The organism is Methylomonas koyamae (genome assembly GCF_019669905.1).
GTDB classification, from domain to species: domain Bacteria; phylum Pseudomonadota; class Gammaproteobacteria; order Methylococcales; family Methylomonadaceae; genus Methylomonas; species Methylomonas koyamae.
Genome location: NZ_AP019777.1, coordinates 2,659,016 through 2,677,197, shown reverse-complemented (window position 1 = coordinate 2,677,197; position 18,182 = coordinate 2,659,016). Strand labels below are relative to the sequence as shown.

The 18,182-nt window shown below is 59.1% G+C and carries 20 protein-coding genes; 18 read left to right on the top strand and 2 right to left on the bottom strand.

Annotation, left to right across the window (positions count from 1 at the left end):
• Genes MKFW12EY_RS12045 through MKFW12EY_RS12020 form a run of 6 tightly spaced genes read left to right on the top strand, consistent with a single transcriptional unit; the run spans position 1 to position 4,256 of the window.
• A complete protein-coding gene (locus MKFW12EY_RS12045; protein ID WP_054762021.1) occupies positions 1-279 on the top strand; it encodes an AtpZ/AtpI family protein in 279 nt (92 codons plus the stop codon).
• The gene (locus MKFW12EY_RS12040) at positions 276-962 is read left to right on the top strand and encodes a F0F1 ATP synthase subunit A (protein ID WP_221053067.1); all 687 of its coding nucleotides are present in this window, start codon (positions 276-278) and stop codon (positions 960-962) included. Before MKFW12EY_RS12045 ends, MKFW12EY_RS12040 begins: the two co-directional genes overlap by 4 nt.
• Positions 959-1,225, top strand: a complete 267-nt coding sequence (gene atpE, locus MKFW12EY_RS12035; RefSeq protein WP_054762023.1) for an ATP synthase F0 subunit C — start codon at positions 959-961, stop codon at positions 1,223-1,225. Before MKFW12EY_RS12040 ends, atpE begins: the two co-directional genes overlap by 4 nt.
• A 46-nt stretch (positions 1,226-1,271) precedes the next feature.
• On the top strand, positions 1,272-2,027 hold the full coding sequence (locus MKFW12EY_RS12030) for a F0F1 ATP synthase subunit delta (protein ID WP_245006294.1): 756 nt from the start codon (positions 1,272-1,274) through the stop codon (positions 2,025-2,027).
• Positions 2,020-3,459, top strand: a complete 1,440-nt coding sequence (locus tag MKFW12EY_RS12025) for a F0F1 ATP synthase subunit alpha (RefSeq protein WP_054762025.1) — start codon at positions 2,020-2,022, stop codon at positions 3,457-3,459. Before MKFW12EY_RS12030 ends, MKFW12EY_RS12025 begins: the two co-directional genes overlap by 8 nt.
• Positions 3,456-4,256 carry a F0F1 ATP synthase subunit gamma gene (locus MKFW12EY_RS12020; protein ID WP_221053066.1) on the top strand — a complete coding sequence of 267 codons (801 nt, stop codon included), beginning with the start codon at positions 3,456-3,458 and terminating at the stop codon, positions 4,254-4,256. Before MKFW12EY_RS12025 ends, MKFW12EY_RS12020 begins: the two co-directional genes overlap by 4 nt.
• A 159-nt stretch (positions 4,257-4,415) precedes the next feature.
• Here MKFW12EY_RS12020 and MKFW12EY_RS12015 read toward each other — a convergent pair whose 3' ends face one another.
• On the bottom strand, positions 4,416-5,546 hold the full coding sequence (locus MKFW12EY_RS12015) for a hypothetical protein (protein WP_054762027.1): 1,131 nt from the start codon (positions 5,544-5,546) through the stop codon (positions 4,416-4,418).
• 95 nt (positions 5,547-5,641) lie between these two features.
• On the bottom strand, positions 5,642-6,280 hold the full coding sequence (locus MKFW12EY_RS12010; protein ID WP_054762029.1) for a cytochrome b/b6 domain-containing protein: 639 nt from the start codon (positions 6,278-6,280) through the stop codon (positions 5,642-5,644).
• A gap of 130 nt (positions 6,281-6,410) precedes the next feature.
• Between MKFW12EY_RS12010 and MKFW12EY_RS12005 the strand changes: the two genes are divergently transcribed.
• The 12 genes from MKFW12EY_RS12005 to MKFW12EY_RS11950 all read left to right on the top strand — a co-directional run bounded on the left by MKFW12EY_RS12005 (position 6,411) and on the right by MKFW12EY_RS11950 (position 18,175).
• The gene (locus MKFW12EY_RS12005; protein WP_221053065.1) at positions 6,411-7,073 is read left to right on the top strand and encodes a response regulator transcription factor; all 663 of its coding nucleotides are present in this window, start codon (positions 6,411-6,413) and stop codon (positions 7,071-7,073) included.
• Positions 7,073-8,392, top strand: a complete 1,320-nt coding sequence (locus tag MKFW12EY_RS12000; protein WP_245006293.1) for a sensor histidine kinase — start codon at positions 7,073-7,075, stop codon at positions 8,390-8,392. Before MKFW12EY_RS12005 ends, MKFW12EY_RS12000 begins: the two co-directional genes overlap by 1 nt.
• 54 nt (positions 8,393-8,446) lie before the next feature.
• The gene (argH, locus tag MKFW12EY_RS11995; protein ID WP_054762031.1) at positions 8,447-9,838 is read left to right on the top strand and encodes an argininosuccinate lyase; all 1,392 of its coding nucleotides are present in this window, start codon (positions 8,447-8,449) and stop codon (positions 9,836-9,838) included.
• Positions 9,839-9,902: 64 nt separating this feature from the next.
• Complete coding sequence (locus tag MKFW12EY_RS11990) at positions 9,903-10,607, top strand: type IV pilus assembly protein FimV (protein WP_054762033.1); 705 nt, start codon at positions 9,903-9,905, stop codon at positions 10,605-10,607.
• Complete coding sequence (locus tag MKFW12EY_RS11985; RefSeq protein ID WP_054762035.1) at positions 10,604-11,827, top strand: hypothetical protein; 1,224 nt, start codon at positions 10,604-10,606, stop codon at positions 11,825-11,827. Before MKFW12EY_RS11990 ends, MKFW12EY_RS11985 begins: the two co-directional genes overlap by 4 nt.
• 21 nt (positions 11,828-11,848) lie before the next feature.
• The gene (locus tag MKFW12EY_RS11980) at positions 11,849-12,385 is read left to right on the top strand and encodes a GTP-binding protein (RefSeq protein ID WP_054762037.1); all 537 of its coding nucleotides are present in this window, start codon (positions 11,849-11,851) and stop codon (positions 12,383-12,385) included.
• 4 nt (positions 12,386-12,389) lie between these two features.
• Positions 12,390-13,034, top strand: a complete 645-nt coding sequence (locus MKFW12EY_RS11975; RefSeq protein WP_221053064.1) for a hypothetical protein — start codon at positions 12,390-12,392, stop codon at positions 13,032-13,034.
• 46 nt (positions 13,035-13,080) lie between these two features.
• Entirely contained in the window at positions 13,081-13,443 is a 363-nt protein-coding gene (locus MKFW12EY_RS11970; protein WP_054762039.1) for a roadblock/LC7 domain-containing protein, read from the top strand.
• 27 nt (positions 13,444-13,470) lie between these two features.
• Positions 13,471-13,947 (top strand): PAS domain-containing protein, encoded by a 477-nt coding sequence (locus tag MKFW12EY_RS11965; protein WP_064021765.1) that lies wholly within the window; start codon positions 13,471-13,473, stop codon positions 13,945-13,947.
• 11 nt (positions 13,948-13,958) lie between these two features.
• Complete coding sequence (locus MKFW12EY_RS11960) at positions 13,959-14,705, top strand: phosphate/phosphite/phosphonate ABC transporter substrate-binding protein (RefSeq protein WP_221053063.1); 747 nt, start codon at positions 13,959-13,961, stop codon at positions 14,703-14,705.
• 29 nt (positions 14,706-14,734) lie between these two features.
• Entirely contained in the window at positions 14,735-15,334 is a 600-nt protein-coding gene (locus MKFW12EY_RS11955) for a histidine phosphatase family protein (protein ID WP_221053062.1), read from the top strand.
• A gap of 42 nt (positions 15,335-15,376) precedes the next feature.
• Complete coding sequence (locus MKFW12EY_RS11950) at positions 15,377-18,175, top strand: class I adenylate cyclase (RefSeq protein ID WP_054762045.1); 2,799 nt, start codon at positions 15,377-15,379, stop codon at positions 18,173-18,175.
• Positions 18,176-18,182 lie beyond the last annotated feature (7 nt).

Sequence of the window (18,182 nt, the reverse complement as noted above, 5' to 3'; positions counted from 1 at the left end):
ATGAGTTTTCGTAATAAATTGATCGAATTCACCCGGCGCGATGTTCGGCGCTTGCAGGACAAACGCCGGCAATCGGCGTCCTGGCTCGGCTTGTTGCTGTACGGCGGCACGTTGGGCCTGTTGTTTGTCGTGCCCATCGTCGCCGGCGCCTACCTGGGGCGTTGGCTGGATACGCTGGCGGCCGGCTATTCGGTGCGCTGGACCGTCAGTCTGATCGTCTTGGGCATCGTGGTCGGCGGCTATAATGCCATCCGCTTTTTACAGGAGCACTCCCGATGACCGAGCCCGACGCTGCTTTACAGCTCGGACCGCTGGCGATCAACGGCACGGTGCTGACGACCTGGGGGGTGATGGCCGGGTTTACCGTGCTGGCCTTACTGCTACGTTTGCCGGCGCACGGCGCATTGGCCCGGCTGCACAATGCCCTGGAAGCGGTGGTGCTGGCGATAGAAAGCGCCATCGGCGAAGTATTGCCGGCGGCGTCGGTTCGGCGGGTCCTGCCGTTCGTCGCCACGCTGTGGTTGTTCGTGTTGGTCGCCAATTTGGTCGGTTTGATTCCGGGTTTGCATTCGCCGACCCGCGACTTATCGGCTACCGCCGCGTTGGCGGTGCTGGTGTTTGCCTCGACCCACTGGTTCGGGATTCGCGACCGTGGCCTGCGCAACCATCTGCGCCATTACATCGAGCCCAGCGTGATCCTGCTGCCGTTTCATATCATCAGCGAACTGACCAGAACGCTGGCCTTGGCGATCCGCTTGTTCGGCAACGTGATGAGCTTGGAAATGGCCGCGTTGCTGGTATTGCTGATCGCCGGCTTTCTGGTGCCGGTACCGCTATTGATGCTGCACGTGGTCGAAGCCTTGGTGCAGGCTTATATTTTCGGCATGCTGGCCTTGATTTACATCGCCGGCGCGCTGGAACCCAACGAATCCGACAATTCATCCCCGGAGAATCCGTCATGACCGATTTACACCTGTTCAGCATCATCTCCACCGGCGTGGCCGGGCTGGTCATCGCCCTCGGCACGATGTTGCCGGCCATTGCGATGGGTAAAGCCATTGCCAGTGCTTTGGAAGCCCTGGCCCGGCAGCCGGAAGCCGAGAAAACCATCACCCGCACCCTGTTTATCGGCTTGGCGATGATCGAATCGCTGGCGATTTACTGCCTGGTCGTGGCCTTGATCGTGCTGTTCCGCAACCCGTTGCTGGAATATTTCCTGAGCTAGGCCGCCGAACTATCCGTATCGCCCTCCAATCCGCCGGACCTCTGCCATGATGCAACTCGACTGGACCACGTTTATTCTGGAAATCGTCAATTTCCTGGTACTGGTGTGGATACTGCAACGTTTTCTGTACCGGCCGATGCTGGCGCTGCTGGATGCCCGCCAACAACGGATCAGCGAACAAACCGAACGCGCGGAGCAACTGCGGGCCGAAGCCGAAGCGTTGCAAAGCCAATACCAGGCCCGCTTGGGGGATTGGCAGCAACAGCAGGAAGCGGCGCGGCGGGCGCTGGACGAGGAATTGGCGCAATTGCGCAGCAGCGAATTGGCCGCGCTGCAAAAAACCTTGGCCGACGAAGAAGCCAAATTCCGGGTCAGAAACCAGGCCGCGACCGCAACCCGCGAAGCGGCCCTGGTGCGCGAAGCGGCCGGCAAGGCTTACGCCCAAACCGCGGCGATGCTGCAACGCTTGGCCTCGCCGGCATTGACCTCGGCTATCGTCGATATTTTTCTGGAGGACTTGCGGCAATTGCCGGAGCCCGAGCAGGCGGCTCTGCATAAAGCGGCTGCCGGGTTGATTACGGCGTCGGCGGTGGAAATCGCCAGCGCCCATCCGCTCGGCGCTGCCGAGCAGGCCGGTTTGACGCAAGCCCTGTCGGCAGCGGCCGGCCAGGCGTTGACCTTCAATTTTGCCACCGATCCGGCCCTGATTGCCGGCGTGCGCGCCGTGGTCGGCGAATGCCAGTTGCACGCCAATCTGGCCGACGAGCTGGCCTTTTTCCGCCGCCAAATCAACCATGACTGAGCCGAGTGCGCCTTACCGCTTTGGTTTGCGTCTGTCCGAGCGCGGTTGCGTAGCCGGCATCGGCGACGGCATCGCCTGGATTCGCGGCTTGCCGTCGGCCCGGCTGGACGAATTGATCGGCTTCGACGACGGCAGCTCGGGGCTGGTATTTCAGTTGGGTAAGGAGGTGCTGGGCGCGATTCTGCTGTCGCAGAGCCGCGGCGTCACTGCCGGCATGGCGGTACAGCATATCGGCCGCAAACTGGAAATCGGCGTCGGCGACGCCTTGCTGGGCCGGGTGGTCGATCCGTTGGGCAGTCCGCTGGACGGTTTGCCGCCGCCGCAAATCCGCCAGTTGCGGCCGCTGGAAGCGGCAGCGCCCAGCATTATCGAGCGCGACTTCGTCAGCGAACCGTTTTATACCGGCTGCAAGATCGTCGATAGCCTGATTCCGATCGGCAAGGGCCAACGCCAGTTGATAATAGGCGACGACGGTGTCGGTAAAAGCGCGCTGGCGCTGGATGCGGTGTTGAACCAGCGCGGCCGCAACGTGTTGTGCGTGATGGTGTTGATCGGCCAGCCGCGTTCGTCGGTGGCCGGCACGCTGGAGGCCCTGCGCGCGGCCGGGGCGCTGGATTACACGGTGCTGGTCGTGGCCGAAGCCAACGCGTTGCCGGGCTTTCGCTATCTGGCGCCGTTTGCCGGTTGCGCCATCGCCGAACACTGGATGCGCTTGGGCCGCGATACGCTGGTGGTCTACGACGATTTGACCCGCCACGCCCAATCCTACCGCGAGCTGTCGCTGCTGCTGCAGCGGCCGCCGGGCCGCGAAGCCTATCCGGGCGACATTTTTTATCTGCATTCGCGTTTGCTGGAACGCTCGACCGTATTGAGCCTGGAACACGGCGGCGGCAGTATGACCGCATTGCCGATCATCGAGACCCGCCAGGGCGAGTTATCGGCCTATATCCCGACCAATCTGATTTCGATTACCGACGGTCAGATTTATTTCGAGAGCAAATTGTTCGCTGCCGGCATCCTGCCGGCCATCGATATCGGCCGCTCGGTGTCGCGCATCGGCGGCAAGGCGCAACATCCGGCCATCAAAAACGCGGCGGCGCATATCCGGTTGGATTATCTGCAATTCCTGGAGCTGGAACTGTTCGCTCGCTTCGGCACCCGTCTGGAAGCCAGCGTCGAGCAAAAATTACAGCGTGGCCGGCTGTTGCGGGAAATCCTAAAACAAGACCGCTTGCAGCCCTTGTCCGAACAGGCGCATCTGGCTTGGCTGCTGGCTTACGGCGAGGGTTTGCTAGCCGATGTCGCGCCGGAGCAAGCCGCTACGGTGCTGGCGCAGCTGCTGCAACAATTGCCGGGTAGCGCGTTGAAACTGGATTCGCCGAAACAGCAGTGGCTGGCCGCGTTGAAACAATGGCTGGCGCATAAGCCATGAGCCAGCGCCGCGAAGTCGAAGCCCGCCTGGCCTTGTTCGACGAATTGTCCGGTATCCTTGGCGCGATGCGCAGTTTTGCCTTGGCCGAGTTGCGTAAGGTCGGCAAGCGCGAAGCGTCGCAACAACAGGTGGTCGAGTCGTTGGCTGCGGCGTTGCAGGATTTGTCCGGCGCGTTGCCGGCGGCGTTTTATGCCGATACCGCCGAAACCCGCGCCGACATCTGGCTGTTATTCGGTTCGGTGCGCGGTTTTTGCGGCAGCTTCAACGAAGACGTGATACGGTTCTGGCAGGGTGCGGCCGATGGGCAAGCGCCGCTGATCCTGGTGGGCGAACGCCTGCATAGTCTATTTAGCGGCCATGCGTCGGCCTGTTGCCTGGACGGCGCCGAAGGCGGGCTGGACGCGCCGGCGGCGATAGACCGGATTTTGGCGGCGGTTTCCGAGCTAAGGCTGGGCGGCGAGTACGGCCTGGTGGCAGGCATCCGCGACGAGCAGGGCGCCCGCAGCCAGCGGCTGTGGCCGTTGCCGCGCAGCGTCGGTCGTACGCCGGCCGAACTGCCGTTGACGTATCAGCCGGCCGGAGAAGTGGCTACCGGCGTGGCTCAGCATTACCTGTTCCACAGTTTGCTGGCGCTGATGTTGCGGTCGATCCGAGTCGAAAACCATATGCGGCTGATGCAGATGGAAACCGCGCTGCGCCATCTGGAACGCGGCGGCGAGGACTTGCAACGCCAGCGCAACCGCTTGCGCCAGGAAGAAATCGTCGAGGAAATCGAGTTGATGGTCGGACGGCGTTGATGCTTTCCAACACCGGCCAAATCTGCGTTTAGCCGGCATCGGGACGGAAGGGCGGCCCGCCTTGGCCAGGGTAAGTGGCGAAAGATCGAGCAGGGGCCGATGTAAACGGCGGATGTAAGCGCTTGGGCGCCGGCGCCGCCGTTTATCGGGCTTCAGAGGTTATATCCGATCGGCTTGTGCTGCCCCAGCCGAGTGTCGACGGCGGTTCGCCGCCAGGCCCAGCAACGCGGACCCCATCAACCAAACTGCCGGCGGTACTGGCACGGGCGCGACTGCATTCAAGTTGACCGCGCCGTTTTGGGCACCTAGATAGGTACCGATTTCGGCTTCGGTCGGATTGGAGTCGCTGCCTGCCTTGGCTTCATGGTTTTCTGGATCGTACTCGCCGGCATATTTGTAAAACTCGTAATGGAAGATCACCGACTCGGCATTTTGGCCCAATACGTTCAGGTAACCGGCTTCGAGTTTGCCGGCGTCCGGATTGCCCGGATCGGTTTGCAGCAATTGCCATTCGATTTCGGTTTCGGCTTGTTCGATAACCGGATTACCGCCGATCAGTTCTTCGAGTTCCACTTCGCGTTCCAATTCGGTGCGGAACACTTTTACCCAAATCGCTTCGCCGAATTGGCCTTCTTGCTCGGCTTGCGGGGCGCGAATGTCGGCTGCAACTACCGGTTTGGGTTGCGGTTGGCCGGCCGGTGCCGGATCGGCAGGGATCACGTTCCAATTCGGTGCCGGCAGCACCACTTGGCCGTTGCTGTTGGTCAGCTTGCCGCTGTTGCTGCCGTCGTCGAACAGCCAACTGTAACTGGTTTTGCTGGCGGTCTTGCTGGTGCCGACGCCGAAATGGTCGCACGGCGTGCCGGCGTTATAGCCGACGCCGCCGCCGGTCCAACAGTTATCGCCCGGCGTGATGAAGGTGCCGCTCGGGGTGCCGAATAACCAGGATTGGCTGGCGGCATCCCAGGCGCTGGCATAAGTGACCCGGGTGCCGAAGATGCTGCCGTTGGCGTACTCGGAAATGGTCGGTGCGCCGTAGCGCACTACTGCCGTGTTCGGATCGAAACCGGTGCCGCTGGGAAAGCCGCGGTTGGCGCCGCCGAAGGTGTCGGTAATATCGCTGCTGTGCAGGCCTTCCAGTTCGATTTCGAAGCCGTGGGCGGTATTTCCGCTATCGTTAACGACGTCGAAATTGCCCAGAAACCCGAGAAAACTCGCCGCAGCGATATTCGGGAACAGGGCTAACGAGAAAGTTGCGGCATAAGCCTGGAATTTAAGTTTGGTCGCCATAGTTGCTCCTGATTGGCCGGACGGAATCGAACTGAACGTGTGCAAGAAACGGGAGCGTTATAGCAAGCGAGCATGAATCCAATATTAAAAATGCGTTATTTATCGCAATTCAGGTCTTTGGCTTTGCGGCCGGTGATCATGGCTTTTACCAGTTTCTCGTGGTGTAGTTTGCTGGAGACGACCACGCCCAGCACGTGGGCGGCAATCAGCAACAACATGAAATTGGTGGCGCCTTCATGAATTTCCTCCCAAAACTCTTCGGCATCGCCATCCGCTTCGGCCCGGTTGCCTTCGTGGTCTTCGGCGTGCGCGGCGCCGATCACGGTAATCATTTCGGTTCCTTGCGCCAGCGGGCCGCGGCCTTCTTCGATGGCGTAAACCTTCAAGCCGCTGATCGTCACCACGAACAACGTCGCTAGTAACGCCAACACCATCCAACCGCCGAGCGGATTGTGGCCCAGATAGCGCGGTGCCGTGCCTTGGCGTAGCTGGGAAACGTAGCGAAGCACAGCAGCCGGGGACCGCACGAATTCGCCGAATCGGGCGTAGCGGCCGCCGACGAAACCCCAGACCAATCTCAGGCTGATCAAACCCAGTACCGTGTAGCCGGCGTAGATGTGCCAGGAATTTTCTTCCTCGCTGGTGGCGTAAGCGACGGCGAATGCGGCGACCAGCGACCAATGGAACACACGGACGAAAATATCCCAAACAGCGACCGAATTGTCATTTTGCATGGTTCAAGCTCCAGAATGGTTAAGGTGTCGGCATTGTAGTCAGGCGAAATGAAACCAATCTTAAAAATCGCCGCAACGGCGGATAAACCATTAAACTTTTGCCAATTTGCAAGCGGAGTGAGCGTCGGTTATGCGTTTATTGCTGGTGGAGGACGATCCGGGCCTGTCGAGATCGTTAAAGCTCGAGCTGGAAAACGCCGGTTTCGCCGTCGATTGCGCGACGGACGGCGAGGCGGCCGAGTTTCTGGGCTCGACCGAATCCTACGACATCGTGATCCTGGATTTGGGCTTGCCGAAAATGCCTGGCATGGAGGTGCTACGCCGCTGGCGCCGCACGGAGAACCAAGTGCCGGTGATCGTATTGACGGCACGCGACGCCTGGCACGAGAAAGTGGACGGTTTCAAGGCCGGCGCCGACGATTACCTGGGTAAGCCGTTTCATAGCGAAGAACTATTGGCTCGAGTGCGGGCTTTGTTGAAGCGCTTTCACGGTCGGATGCAGCCGCAACTGGCCGCTTGCGGATTGGTTCTGGACGAAGACACGCAGACGGTCAGTGTCGGCGGCCGGTCGGAACAACTGACGGCCATCGAATTTCGTTTGCTGCGTTATTTCATGTTGCATCCCGGCAAAGTCTTTACCCGAACCCATTTGCTGGAGCATATCTACCAATACGACAGCGACCCCGCCAGCAACGTGATCGAAGTCTATGTCAACCGCCTGCGCCGCAAACTGGGCAACGGCCTGATTGCTACCCGCCGCGGCCAGGGCTACGTATTCGGCGAGAAGGCCTGATGTCGTTACAACGGCGTTTGAACCGCGGCTTGATGTTTATTCTGTGCACGGTCTTTGTCGGCCATTGGCTGGCGGCGGACTGGGTGATTCGCGCCGTCGCCGAAAAACAGATGACGACGCGCTTGCAGCACGACGCCGATTCGTTGCTGGATACGTTGCGGCCCAATAGCGCCGGCCAGTTGGATTTCGACAGTTCGCACATCGGTACCGTCTACGGCCAGGCATTCTCCGGCCACTACTTTGTGCTGCATATCGCCGGCAAAACCTATTATTCGCAATCCCTGCAGGGCGAAACCCTACCGATAACCCCGTTGCCGGCCGACGCGGTGCAGTTAACCCATTATGCCGACGGGCCGCAGCACCAGCCGCTGTTGGTGTTAACCCGCGGCTGGCAACGCTTCGATTTTCCGGTCAGTATCGCAATTGCCGAGGATTTGACCGATATCGGCCGCGATATCGACCATATCCGCTTAGCTTATTTAGCGTTGACCGTATTGGTTTTGCTGTTGGCCATCGGTTTGCAGACCGGCGACGTCCGGCGTTCTCTGCACCCGTTACAAGCCGTGCGCGGCGAGTTGGCCGAGATTGCCGGCGGCCGCAAGCAGCAAATCCAAACCAGGGTGCCGATGGAAATCAAACCGCTGGTCAGAGAGGTCAACCGCTTACTATTGTTGGTGGAGCGGCGGCTGCACCAGTCGCGTACCGCAATCGGCAATCTGGCGCACGCTTTGAAAACGCCGTTGGCGATGCTGTTCAGGTTGGCCGAGCATCCGGAATTGGCTGCTCATCCCGAGCTGAGGTTGCAGCTGCAACAACAGACTCGACGCATGCACGAACGCATCGAACGCGAATTGAAACGGGCTCGGCTATCCGGCAATTTGCAATCGGCCAGTATGTTTAATCCGCAGGAAGAACTGGCGGCGTTAACCATGTTGCTGCGGAACATTTATTCGGAAAAGGTGCTGAACTTTCAAATCGCTGCGCCGGACCGGTTGATCAATTTCGACAGAGAAGACATGTTGGAATTGATCGGCAATCTGCTGGACAACGCTTGCAAATGGGCCGCAGGACACATCATCGTCGATATCGATTGTTCTCAGGCAATGCGGATCAGCGTCGAGGACGACGGGCCGGGCTGCTCGGAGCTTGAGTTGCAGCAACTCAGTCGGCGCGGTTTGCGGCTGGACGAGGCGGTGCAAGGCCACGGTTTGGGCCTGGCGATCGTGCGCGATATCGCCGAGTTTTATCGGGGCAAGCTCAGCATCGAACGTTCTGCGCAGCTCGGCGGCTTGCGCGTCAGCGTGCAATTCCCGCGCTGAACGCCGGCAGCGGCGGGTATAATTGGGCTTTGTTCGATCAACCTTCCGAGTATCATGACCACCGTAAATTCCGAAAAACTCTCCAGCGCCCGCTTTGCCGAAGCCACCGACGCCTTCGTCGAGGAATTCACCGCATCGGTGAATTTCGACCAACGCATGGCGCAACAAGATATCCAAGGTTCGCTGGCACACGCGGCGATGTTGTGCAAAATCGGTATTCTGACCGAGCAGGAGTTGGCGGATATCCGCAAAGGTTTGGCACAGATCGGCGGCGAGATCGAGCGCGGCGAATTCGTCTGGTCGGTGCAGCAGGAAGACGTGCATATGAATATCGAAGCGCGCTTGACCGACTTGATCGGCATCGCCGGCAAGAAACTGCATACCGGCCGTTCCCGCAACGACCAGGTGGCGACCGATATCCGTTTGTATCTGCGTGACGAAATCGGCAACATTCTCGGCCAATTGCAGCGTTTGCAACTGGCGTTGCTGGATAAAGCGGAACAGGAAGCCGATACCATCATGCCCGGCTTCACCCATTTGCAGGTGGCGCAACCGGTCACTTTCGGCCACCACTTGATGGCTTGGTTCGAGATGCTGAGCCGCGACCGCGACCGCTTGCTGGACTGCGCCAAGCGCCTGAACGTGATGCCGCTCGGCGCCGCCGCACTGGCCGGTACCAGTTACCCCATCGACCGCTTTATGACCGCAGAATTGCTGGGTTTCAGCCGACCGTCGAATAACTCGCTGGATTCGGTCAGCGACCGCGATTTTGCCATCGAATTCGCCGCGGCCGGCAGTGTGTTGATGATGCACTTGTCGCGGTTTTCCGAGGAGTTGGTACTGTGGGCCAGTGCCCAATTCGATTTCATCGATATCCCGGACGCGTTCTGCACCGGGTCGTCGATCATGCCGCAAAAGAAAAATCCTGACGTGCCGGAACTGGTTCGGGGTAAATCCGGCCGGGTGGCCGGGCATTTGGTTTCGTTGCTGATGCTGATGAAAAGCCAACCGCTGGCCTATAATAAGGACAACCAGGAAGACAAGGAACCCTTGTTCGATACTGCCGATACCTTGATCAATTGCTTGCGCGCCTTTGCCGACATGGTGCCGCACGTCAAAGCCAAGCGCGAGAATATGTACCGCTCCGCCCAGCGCGGATTCGCCACCGCGACCGATCTGGCCGATTATCTGGTCCGTAAAGGTATGGCCTTCCGCGATGCGCACGAAGTGGTCGGCCAAGCCGTGCGTTTGGGTTTGCAGAGCGGCCGGGATTTGTCGGAATTGACGCTGGCGGAGTTGCAGGGTTTTTCCGCGACTATCGGCGCCGAAGTGTTCGATATCCTGACGTTGGAAGGTTCGGTCGCCGCCCGCAGCCACATCGGCGGCACGGCTCCGGCGACTGTGCGTAAGGCAATCTGTGAAGCAAGACAACAAATAACCGGATAATTCGCCTGGAAATAAGCGGCCTAGCTGCTAACCTTCCGGCATCGTTTTTTTACGGAAGGTGGCAATGGCCGTGTTTCATTCCAATTTGTTTGCCGACGCGCCGCTCGGAACAACGCCTGAGAGCAGTTTCTGGCTGGACGGCGAACTGGCCGGCTTCGGTTACGATCCGGCCGCGGACCAGGCTCTGGCCGTGTTGTCGGTCAAGGTGCATAGAAAGCCGCACGATTTGGCGGCACATTTGCGGCGCATCCACAGTTGTTACCGAAATCGCCATTCGGCGGCGTTGTATGCGGCTTTGCTGGATTTGTCGATTGCGTTGCAAGGCAAGGGCGAGGCGCTTAGGCGCCGGATACTTAACGCTAGCCGGTTGCGCTTGGAACCGCGCGATTTCCAAGTCCTGTCAGCTTTGGACCGGCACGATCCGAAGAAACTCGGTAATCGCTATTCCATACTCGCTAGCGGGGTCCAGGGGAGCAGCGAACTGCTCGCACTGCGGCCAGCGCAAGCCGAAACTAGCCACGATCCGCTGGTGCTGGCTAACGACTTTATCGAATACAGCCAGTTGGATCAGGCCATCAATGTGCTGGAAAATGCGGTCGGCCTCCAGCCGCAGCGCGCCGACCTGCAACTGGCCTTATTGGAACTGTACCGCTCCACCGCCAGCCACGAGCGTTTTCGAAACGCCTGGCGCACTTTCTCCGATTTGGCCGTGCCGTTAGTTGGCGAATGGCAATCGGTTGCAGACTATTTCGACCGGCAGCTGCCATGACTAAAACCGCAAAAACCGCCAATCCCTACCGGGTTGCGTTGCACGGCATGGACAGCCGCACCTGCAAGACCATGGAAATGTACCTGAAAGGACCGTGCCGTGGTGCCGCGCAGGTTGTTGCTCCCGACGACGCGCAAATCGACATGATCGACGCCGACCACGCCAAGGCGCGGGAAATTCTGGACCAGCGCAAGGCCGCGGCGCCGGGCCGGCCGATTATTTTGCTGTCGTTGCAGAGCTTGCAAATCGACAATACTTTTTTCATCAAAAAACCGGTCACTGCCGAACAAATACTCGGTGTGTTGGACAAAATCGGCTTGCTATTGAAAGCGGCGGAAAACAAGCCGGAACCGGCGCCCGCCCCGGCCGCTCCGGCAAAACCGCAGCAGGCGCCTGCCGCTCCAATCAAAACGACGCTGGACGTCTACGTCAAACCGGTCAAACCGACCAAACCGATCGACAACACAGAGCGGCAGAAGACCGGCAAACACCAATCGGCAGTGCAACTGAACGAGGGCGGCTTCACCGCGTTTCTCGGCACGGTCGGCGATATCGATTTCGACGACGAAGCGCAATTGCCCACCGCTTGCTACGATCCGCGCCAGTTTTTCCTGGGTTACGTGCAGTCGGCGGCCAAGACCGCCGGCTTGCAGGCGCGGCCGTTGCGACTCAGCTCGATTTGGAAGCCGTTGTACCTGTTTCCCGAACAAAACGAGGTCTGGCTCGATGCCGACGATAAACAACTGCGGGCGTTTGCCGGCGTCGCCTTCAAACCCGGCACGGCCAACAACATGAGTCTGTCGGCCCTGGACCCGGCCGCGGCCGGCGCGGAGCGGGCGCCGGAGAAGTATCAGGATTTGCAGGCGTTTATCTGGAAATTGGCAATCTGGACTTCGAAAGGCCGCTTCCCTATCGGCTTGGATATCCAGCGGCCGGTGTTCCTGCAACGCTGGCCCAATTTTACCCGTTTGGTGATTACGCCCGACGCGATGCGGATTGCTGCGTTGCTGGTGAAAACGCCGACTGCGCCGATCGCGGTTTGCCGGGTGCTCAACGTCAAGCCGCAATACGTGTTCGTATTTATCAGCGCATGCCATGCCCTGGGGCTGTTGCGGCAGAGCGAACGCGAAGCGGATGCGGTAATCGCCGCACCTGCGCCCGACAAGCCGAAAAACGAAGGTTTGTTACGCAAAATTCTCAGTAAATTGCGCGGTACCTAGCCGCTCTCAGCAGGAATCTCGATGAGCCAATACAAAATCATTTTCACCGGGCCGGTCGGTGCCGGCAAAACCACTGCGATCAATGCCATCAGCGATACGCCGCCGGTAAAAACCGACGCGGCGGCCAGCGATATGACCAAAAACCGCAAAGCCTCGACCACGGTGGCTATGGATTACGGCGTTATGAATCTGGCCGGAGGCGAGAAGATCCATTTATACGGTACGCCGGGGCAGGAACGCTTCGATTTCATGTGGGACATTCTGGTCAACGGCGGCATCGGCTTGATTTTGCTGTTGGATAATACCCGCGCCGATCCGTTTCAGGACATGAAGTTCTTTTTGGAGGCGTTCAGCAAATTCATCAGCGATACCAGCCTGGCCATCGGCGTTACCCAAATGGATTTGAGCAACCGCCCGACCATAGACGATTACCATCTGCGCTTGCAGGAGTTCGGCATCAAACCTCCGGTGTTTGCGGTGGATGCCCGGGAAAAGAACGACGTGTCGTTACTGGTGCAGGCCTTGTTGTACTCGCTGGATCCCGGTTTGGCGGAGTAAGGCCATGCAGAACTTCACACTGGCCGAAGGGCTGTATTTATATCCGACGCCGGCCGGGGCCTATTACGCGGTGGCTTTTCCCGACTCCGACAAACCGCGGCGGTTTTTGCTGCGCTTGTTGCAGCAGGCGCAAACGCCGGCGTTGGCATTGCCGCAGTTGCAAAGCCTGATGGAGATCGAAGACGAGCACAAGGCCTTGGAAATGTTATTGCACTGCCAGAAGCTGGGCTGGGTGCAGGGTGTGGATACGCCGCTGCAAGCCCCCGCCGGCGCGTTGGAAGACGTGTTGCCCGGTCTGCTGGCGGCAATCTCCGAATCGGGCAAGGTGTTGCTGGCCGACGACCAGGGTTTTTATCTGGCCTGCAGCGGCTTTCCGCACGAGGTGGCCGAGGAATTATCGGCTTTGAGCGCCGAATTGGCCACCGTGCACAAACGCCGCTCCGGCCTATTGAGCAACAACATGGGCATCGCCAGCCACGCCTGGGCGATAGTCGATGCCTTCGGCGCCAGCCAAATCGGCTTTTGGCCGATCTTCGTCGGCGGCCACCGTTTCGTGCTGGCCATCGCCGGTACGCCGCATTTCAACCAGGCCGAATTCGTCAGTCTGGCCTGGATTCTGACGACCCGGTACGTCAAAAAGGGCGATTAGTTTTGCCCGGCTCCCTTGTCAATTTTACTTTTAGGAGATAGCAATTATGAAAGCAGATATGCTGACCTCGGTGTTGACCGAGCTGAATGGCACTTCGGCTGATATTGAAGCATCGGGCGTGATATCCACGGACGGTTTGATGATGGCCTCGGTATTGCCGGCCGGCATGGACGAAGACCGGGTCGGCGCGATGAGTGCGGCGATGCTGTCGCTGGGCGACCGTACCGCACAGGAACTGAGCCGCGGCAATCTGGAGCAGGTGCTGATCAAGGGTGCGCGCGGCTATGTGCTGATGACTTATGCCGGCAGCGAAGCCGTATTGACCGTGCTGGCCAAGCCTAACGCCAAGCTGGGCTTGATTTTTCTCGACGTCAAGCGCGCGGCGGAAAGCATTTCCGAAATGCTGTGATCCCGAAACCATGCTACGGAGCCGATCATGATTAGCGATATGAAACCCGAGGATATCGTCGGAGATTACCGGGAAGCCGAGCTGGCGTTCTACGACGGCAGCCGCCGCAAAGTGTTGTACACCGAACTGGAAACGCCGTATCCGGACGGCAAATTGATCGTGTCGACGACCACGCCGGAGGGCGTAATTCGCCAGGTGAACCGGGCCTTCGTCGAGATGTCCGGCTACAGCGAAGCCGAACTGATCGGCGCGCCGCACAATATTCTGCGCCACCCGGACATGCCGGCGGCGGCGTTCAAGGATTTGTGGGAGACGGTGCTGCGCGGCGAGAAATGGCAAGGCTACGTCAAAAACCTGCGCAAGGACGGCGGGTATTATTGGGTCAAGGCCACGGTGATTCCCAACGTGCGCGGCGGCAAGGTGGTGGGTTATACCTCGGTCCGGCGCAAACCGTCGCGGACCAAGGTCGACGAATGCGCCAAACTCTATCCGACTTTACGTTAACGGAGCCCGCCATGACATTCCTGTTTACCGTCAGTCCCGATTTCGCTCCGGACCGCCTGTCGGGTTGGTATATCTTCAACACTTGGTTGCAGAAACAAACCGATAGCGCGATCCATCTGGAAATGTACAACCATTACCAACAACTGCACCAAGCCATCGAGGCCGATAAAATCGACCTGATTTACGCCAATCCTTACGACGCGGCGATGCTGGTCAGAAACAAAGGTTTTTTGCCGCTGGTCAAGGCTCAAGGCCAGGCGGACGAAGCCATCGTCGCCGTCCATGCCGACAGCCCGGCGCAGGACGTGGCCGATTTGCAAGTCAATAGCCGGGTGGCGTTTACCGACGATCCCGACGTGCGCTTGATGGGCATGATCATGCTGGAGCCGGCCGACCTGGATGTCGGCAACATCGTCCCGGTTTTGGCCGATAGCCATGTGCTGGTGGCGAAACATTTGCTGAAAGGCGAGGCGGACGCCGGTATCATTCTGGCCGAAGCCTACGACAATTTGTCCGGCGTGATTCGCAAACAATTACGGGTGCTGGTGCGCAGCCAGATCAGCGTGATCCACCATTCTTTGATGGTCGGCCCGCGCTTGCAGGCAAGGCGCGGCGAACTGCGCCAGGTATTGCTTAACATGGCGGCGGACGAGAAGGGTGGTGGCGTGTTAGCCGCGTTGGGCTTCAGCGGTTGGCAAGCGGTAGACGACGAGGAAATGGAATTCATGATCGATTTGATGGATACGCTGAACACCTAACCCTGACTTCTGAAGCGGAAGCGGCAACGATGGCGATAGTGACGACTGTGGATATTTTGCGGCACGGCGAAGCCCGCGGCGGTTCCCGTTACCGCGGCGTGACCGACGATGCGTTGACCGAGCGCGGCTGGCGGCAAATGTACCGGCAATGCGGCGAACTGCATTGGGACGTCGTGGCCAGTTCGCCGCTGCGCCGCTGCCGCTCGTTCGCCGCCGCCTGGTGCGAACAGCAGCAGGCCGAGTTGCGCGTCGATCCGGCTTGGGCCGAATACGATTTCGGCGCCTGGGAGGGTCTGACCGCCGATCGCATCGAAAGCGAGTGGCCCGGCGCGTTGGCGGCGTTCTACCGCGATCCGGAACGCTGCCCGCCGCCCAATGCCGAAAATTTCGGCGGGTTCAACCGCCGCGTGCATGCCGCCTGGGAAAATTTGCTGGCCGATTGCGCCGGCAAAAAGGTGCTGGTAGTCAGCCATGCCGGCGTCGTGCGCAGCTTGTTCGGCCATTGTCTGCAACTACCGCTGGAAAAGACTTTCCATATCGAGATTCCGCAGGCCGGGCTGACCCGGTTCACGGCATTCGATAGCGAAGACGGCCGTTATCTACAGTTTAACTTTCACCGGCCGGGTTGATTTCTTTTATACTCAAGGCTCCCCCGATTTTGGCGCGCCGCAGTGACGAACCGATTCCTTCCAATCCGATTGGGCGCACCCGGCGAAGAGATCAGTAAAAAAGATCTGCATGCGGTGACGCAGCGTTTCAAATATTTCAACCAGCAACGGCTGTTGCACGTGCAAGGTTTGTTGCAACCGCGGCAGCAGGATTTTCTGAAATTATTGCCGCTGTTATTCCACCAAAACCATCCGTTATTGCCCGGCTTCGTCTCGTCGGAGACCCCGGCCGGCATTCCCGACTACGCGCCGAGCAAGCAAACCGTCGACGTCGCCAAACAGTTTTCCAAAGGTTTTGTCTACAAGCGCAAGGCGTTGCGGCAATATCCGATACACGCCCTGTTTCTGATGGGCAGCGTCGGCAGCATGGCCTTTTCCAAGGAAAGCGACATCGATATCTGGTTATGCCACGCCGCCGGGTTGGCCGCCGACGAGTTGGAGGAATTGCGGCAAAAAGCCCGGGAAGTCGAGAAATGGGCGGCGTCGCTGAAGATCGAGGTGCATTTTTTTCTGGTCGACGCCGGGCAATTTGTGCGCGGCGAGAATACGCCGATATCCAAGGAAAGCAGCGGCGAAACCCAGCACTATCTATTGCTGGAGGAGTTTTACCGCACTTCGATTTACGTCGCCGGCCGCACGCCGGTCTGGTGGCTGGTGCCGCCCGACCAGGAGCGCCACTACGGCCAATACGTGCAACATCTGCTGGAGAACCGTTTCGTCGCCGAAGCCGAGGTGTTGGATTTCGGCGACCTGAACCATATGCCGACGGCGGAATTCGTCAGTGCGACGCTGTGGCACATTTTTAAATCGCTGACTTCGCCGCATAAGTCGCTGTTGAAGCTGCTATTGATGGAAAGCTACGCCAGCGAGTTTCCGCATCCGCAATGGCTGTGCCTGGCGCTGAAGCAAGCCGTTTACCGCGGCGACTTCAGCGTGGAAAGCCTGGATCCGTATTTGCTGATGTACAGCAAGGTCGACGCCTACCTGCAGCAGGGCGGTTCCAAACAGCGGCTCGACCTGATCCGCGAGTGTTTTTACATGAAGATCATGGCCGGTTCCGGACCGATTCTGGAAAACCGGGTACGGCAATTGCGCGAAAATTTTATGCAACAAGTCGCCGGACAATGGCACTGGCCGGACGATTTGCTGGACAGTCTGGCCAGCCAGCGCTACTGGGACATAAAACGCGCCAACAGCGAACACGCCGTGATTCGCGACCAGTTGCAACAATGCTTGCGCATGATCATCAAGTTCACCGGACTGCCGGTCGACCAGGCCCAACGCGAAAACCGGGATTTACGCTTGATCGGCCGCAAGCTGCGTGCCGCGCTGGACCAGCGCCCCGGCAAAATCGAAATTCTGACGACGCGCACCGCGGTGCATACCACGCCCGATTTGCTGGTGGCCAAGGAAACCGTTGTCGAAGATGCCGCACCGGTTTGGCGTTTGTACAGCGACAGAAACGCCGCCCAACAAGCGGCCGAGCACAGCGCCATCAAACAGGGCGACAGTTTGTTGGAAATACTGAGTTGGGCGGTGCTGAACGGATTGTATAAAAAAACCTTGAACTTACAGGTCGCTGCGGTAAACCTGAAACTGGCCGGCAACGATTTGTACCTGTTGTTCAACGAGTTGCACGCGTTTTTTCAGTCCCGCTTGCCGGGCGGCGACGGCGGCTTGGACGCCTTCGCCGCGCCGAACCGGTTGTCGGCGTCGCTGTTGCTGGTCAACCTCGGCGAAAGTTTGGCCATGGACGCCAACAGCCAGCAATTGGTCATGAGCGAACGTTCCGACCCGCTGAGTTACGGCGAAACCCGCCAATGCTTCGTGCAATCGGTGCACAAACTGTCGGTGTCGAGCTGGGGCGAAGTGACCTTGCAACACTATGCCGGATTGGAGGGCCTGCTCAACTGCCTGCTCGACATCGTCCACAACAGTGGAGCGCAAATCGCGGCCGACTCGCTACGGGTATTGTGTTACACGCCGGTGCGCGGCCGCAGCATCGTGTTGCGTACCGAGGCCTTGTTCAACAACCTGGTGAAGTGCTTCGTCGCGGCCGGCGCCGGGGCCCAGCGTTACATCATTCCGGCCGAGACCGGTTACAGCCTGTTTCGATTCAATAACGGCCGCTTGGGTTATTTCCGCTTGGATAACGCCAACCAACTGATTCAGGAGCTTTCCAAGCCGCAGCCGGAGTTCTCGGCGGTGCTGTTCGATGCTTACGTGTTGGAACAGACCTATATACCGGTGTTGTACCGGCACAATCTGGCCGACATCGTGCAGGTGTTTTACCACGCCACCAGCAAGCACGTCGCCGTTTACGTACTGGACGAAAAAGGTTCGCTATTCGTCCGCCAGCATGCCAATGCCAATCCGGAGCATGTGCTGAACCATTATTCGGTGTTCCTCGGCACCTTGCTGGCACAAGCGCAGTTGCCGGAAGGGATTGGCGTGCGCTTTTACGAGATTCAAAAAAACTCGGCCGGAGTCGTCTCCTGCCAGGCCGTCCAGGTCAAGGTCGGCGCCAGCGTGTTCGATTTGCGGGTCAGGATCGTCGGCGAGACTGGCGGCGGTGTCGCGGTCTATTGCAACGAGCGCCGCTTCGCGATAGACGGTCCCGACAGTTTTAAGGCGGTGCGCAGCAATATCCTCGGTTACCGCAACAGCCATGACGATTATCCGTTTCACATCACCGAAATAGACGCGCCTTACCGGGTTTTGGGGGCCGAACATAGCGAGGATCTGCAAACCCTGCATTTCCTGAACTACAAGCAAAAAATGGAGGATAAATTAAACATTTAAGTTCGAG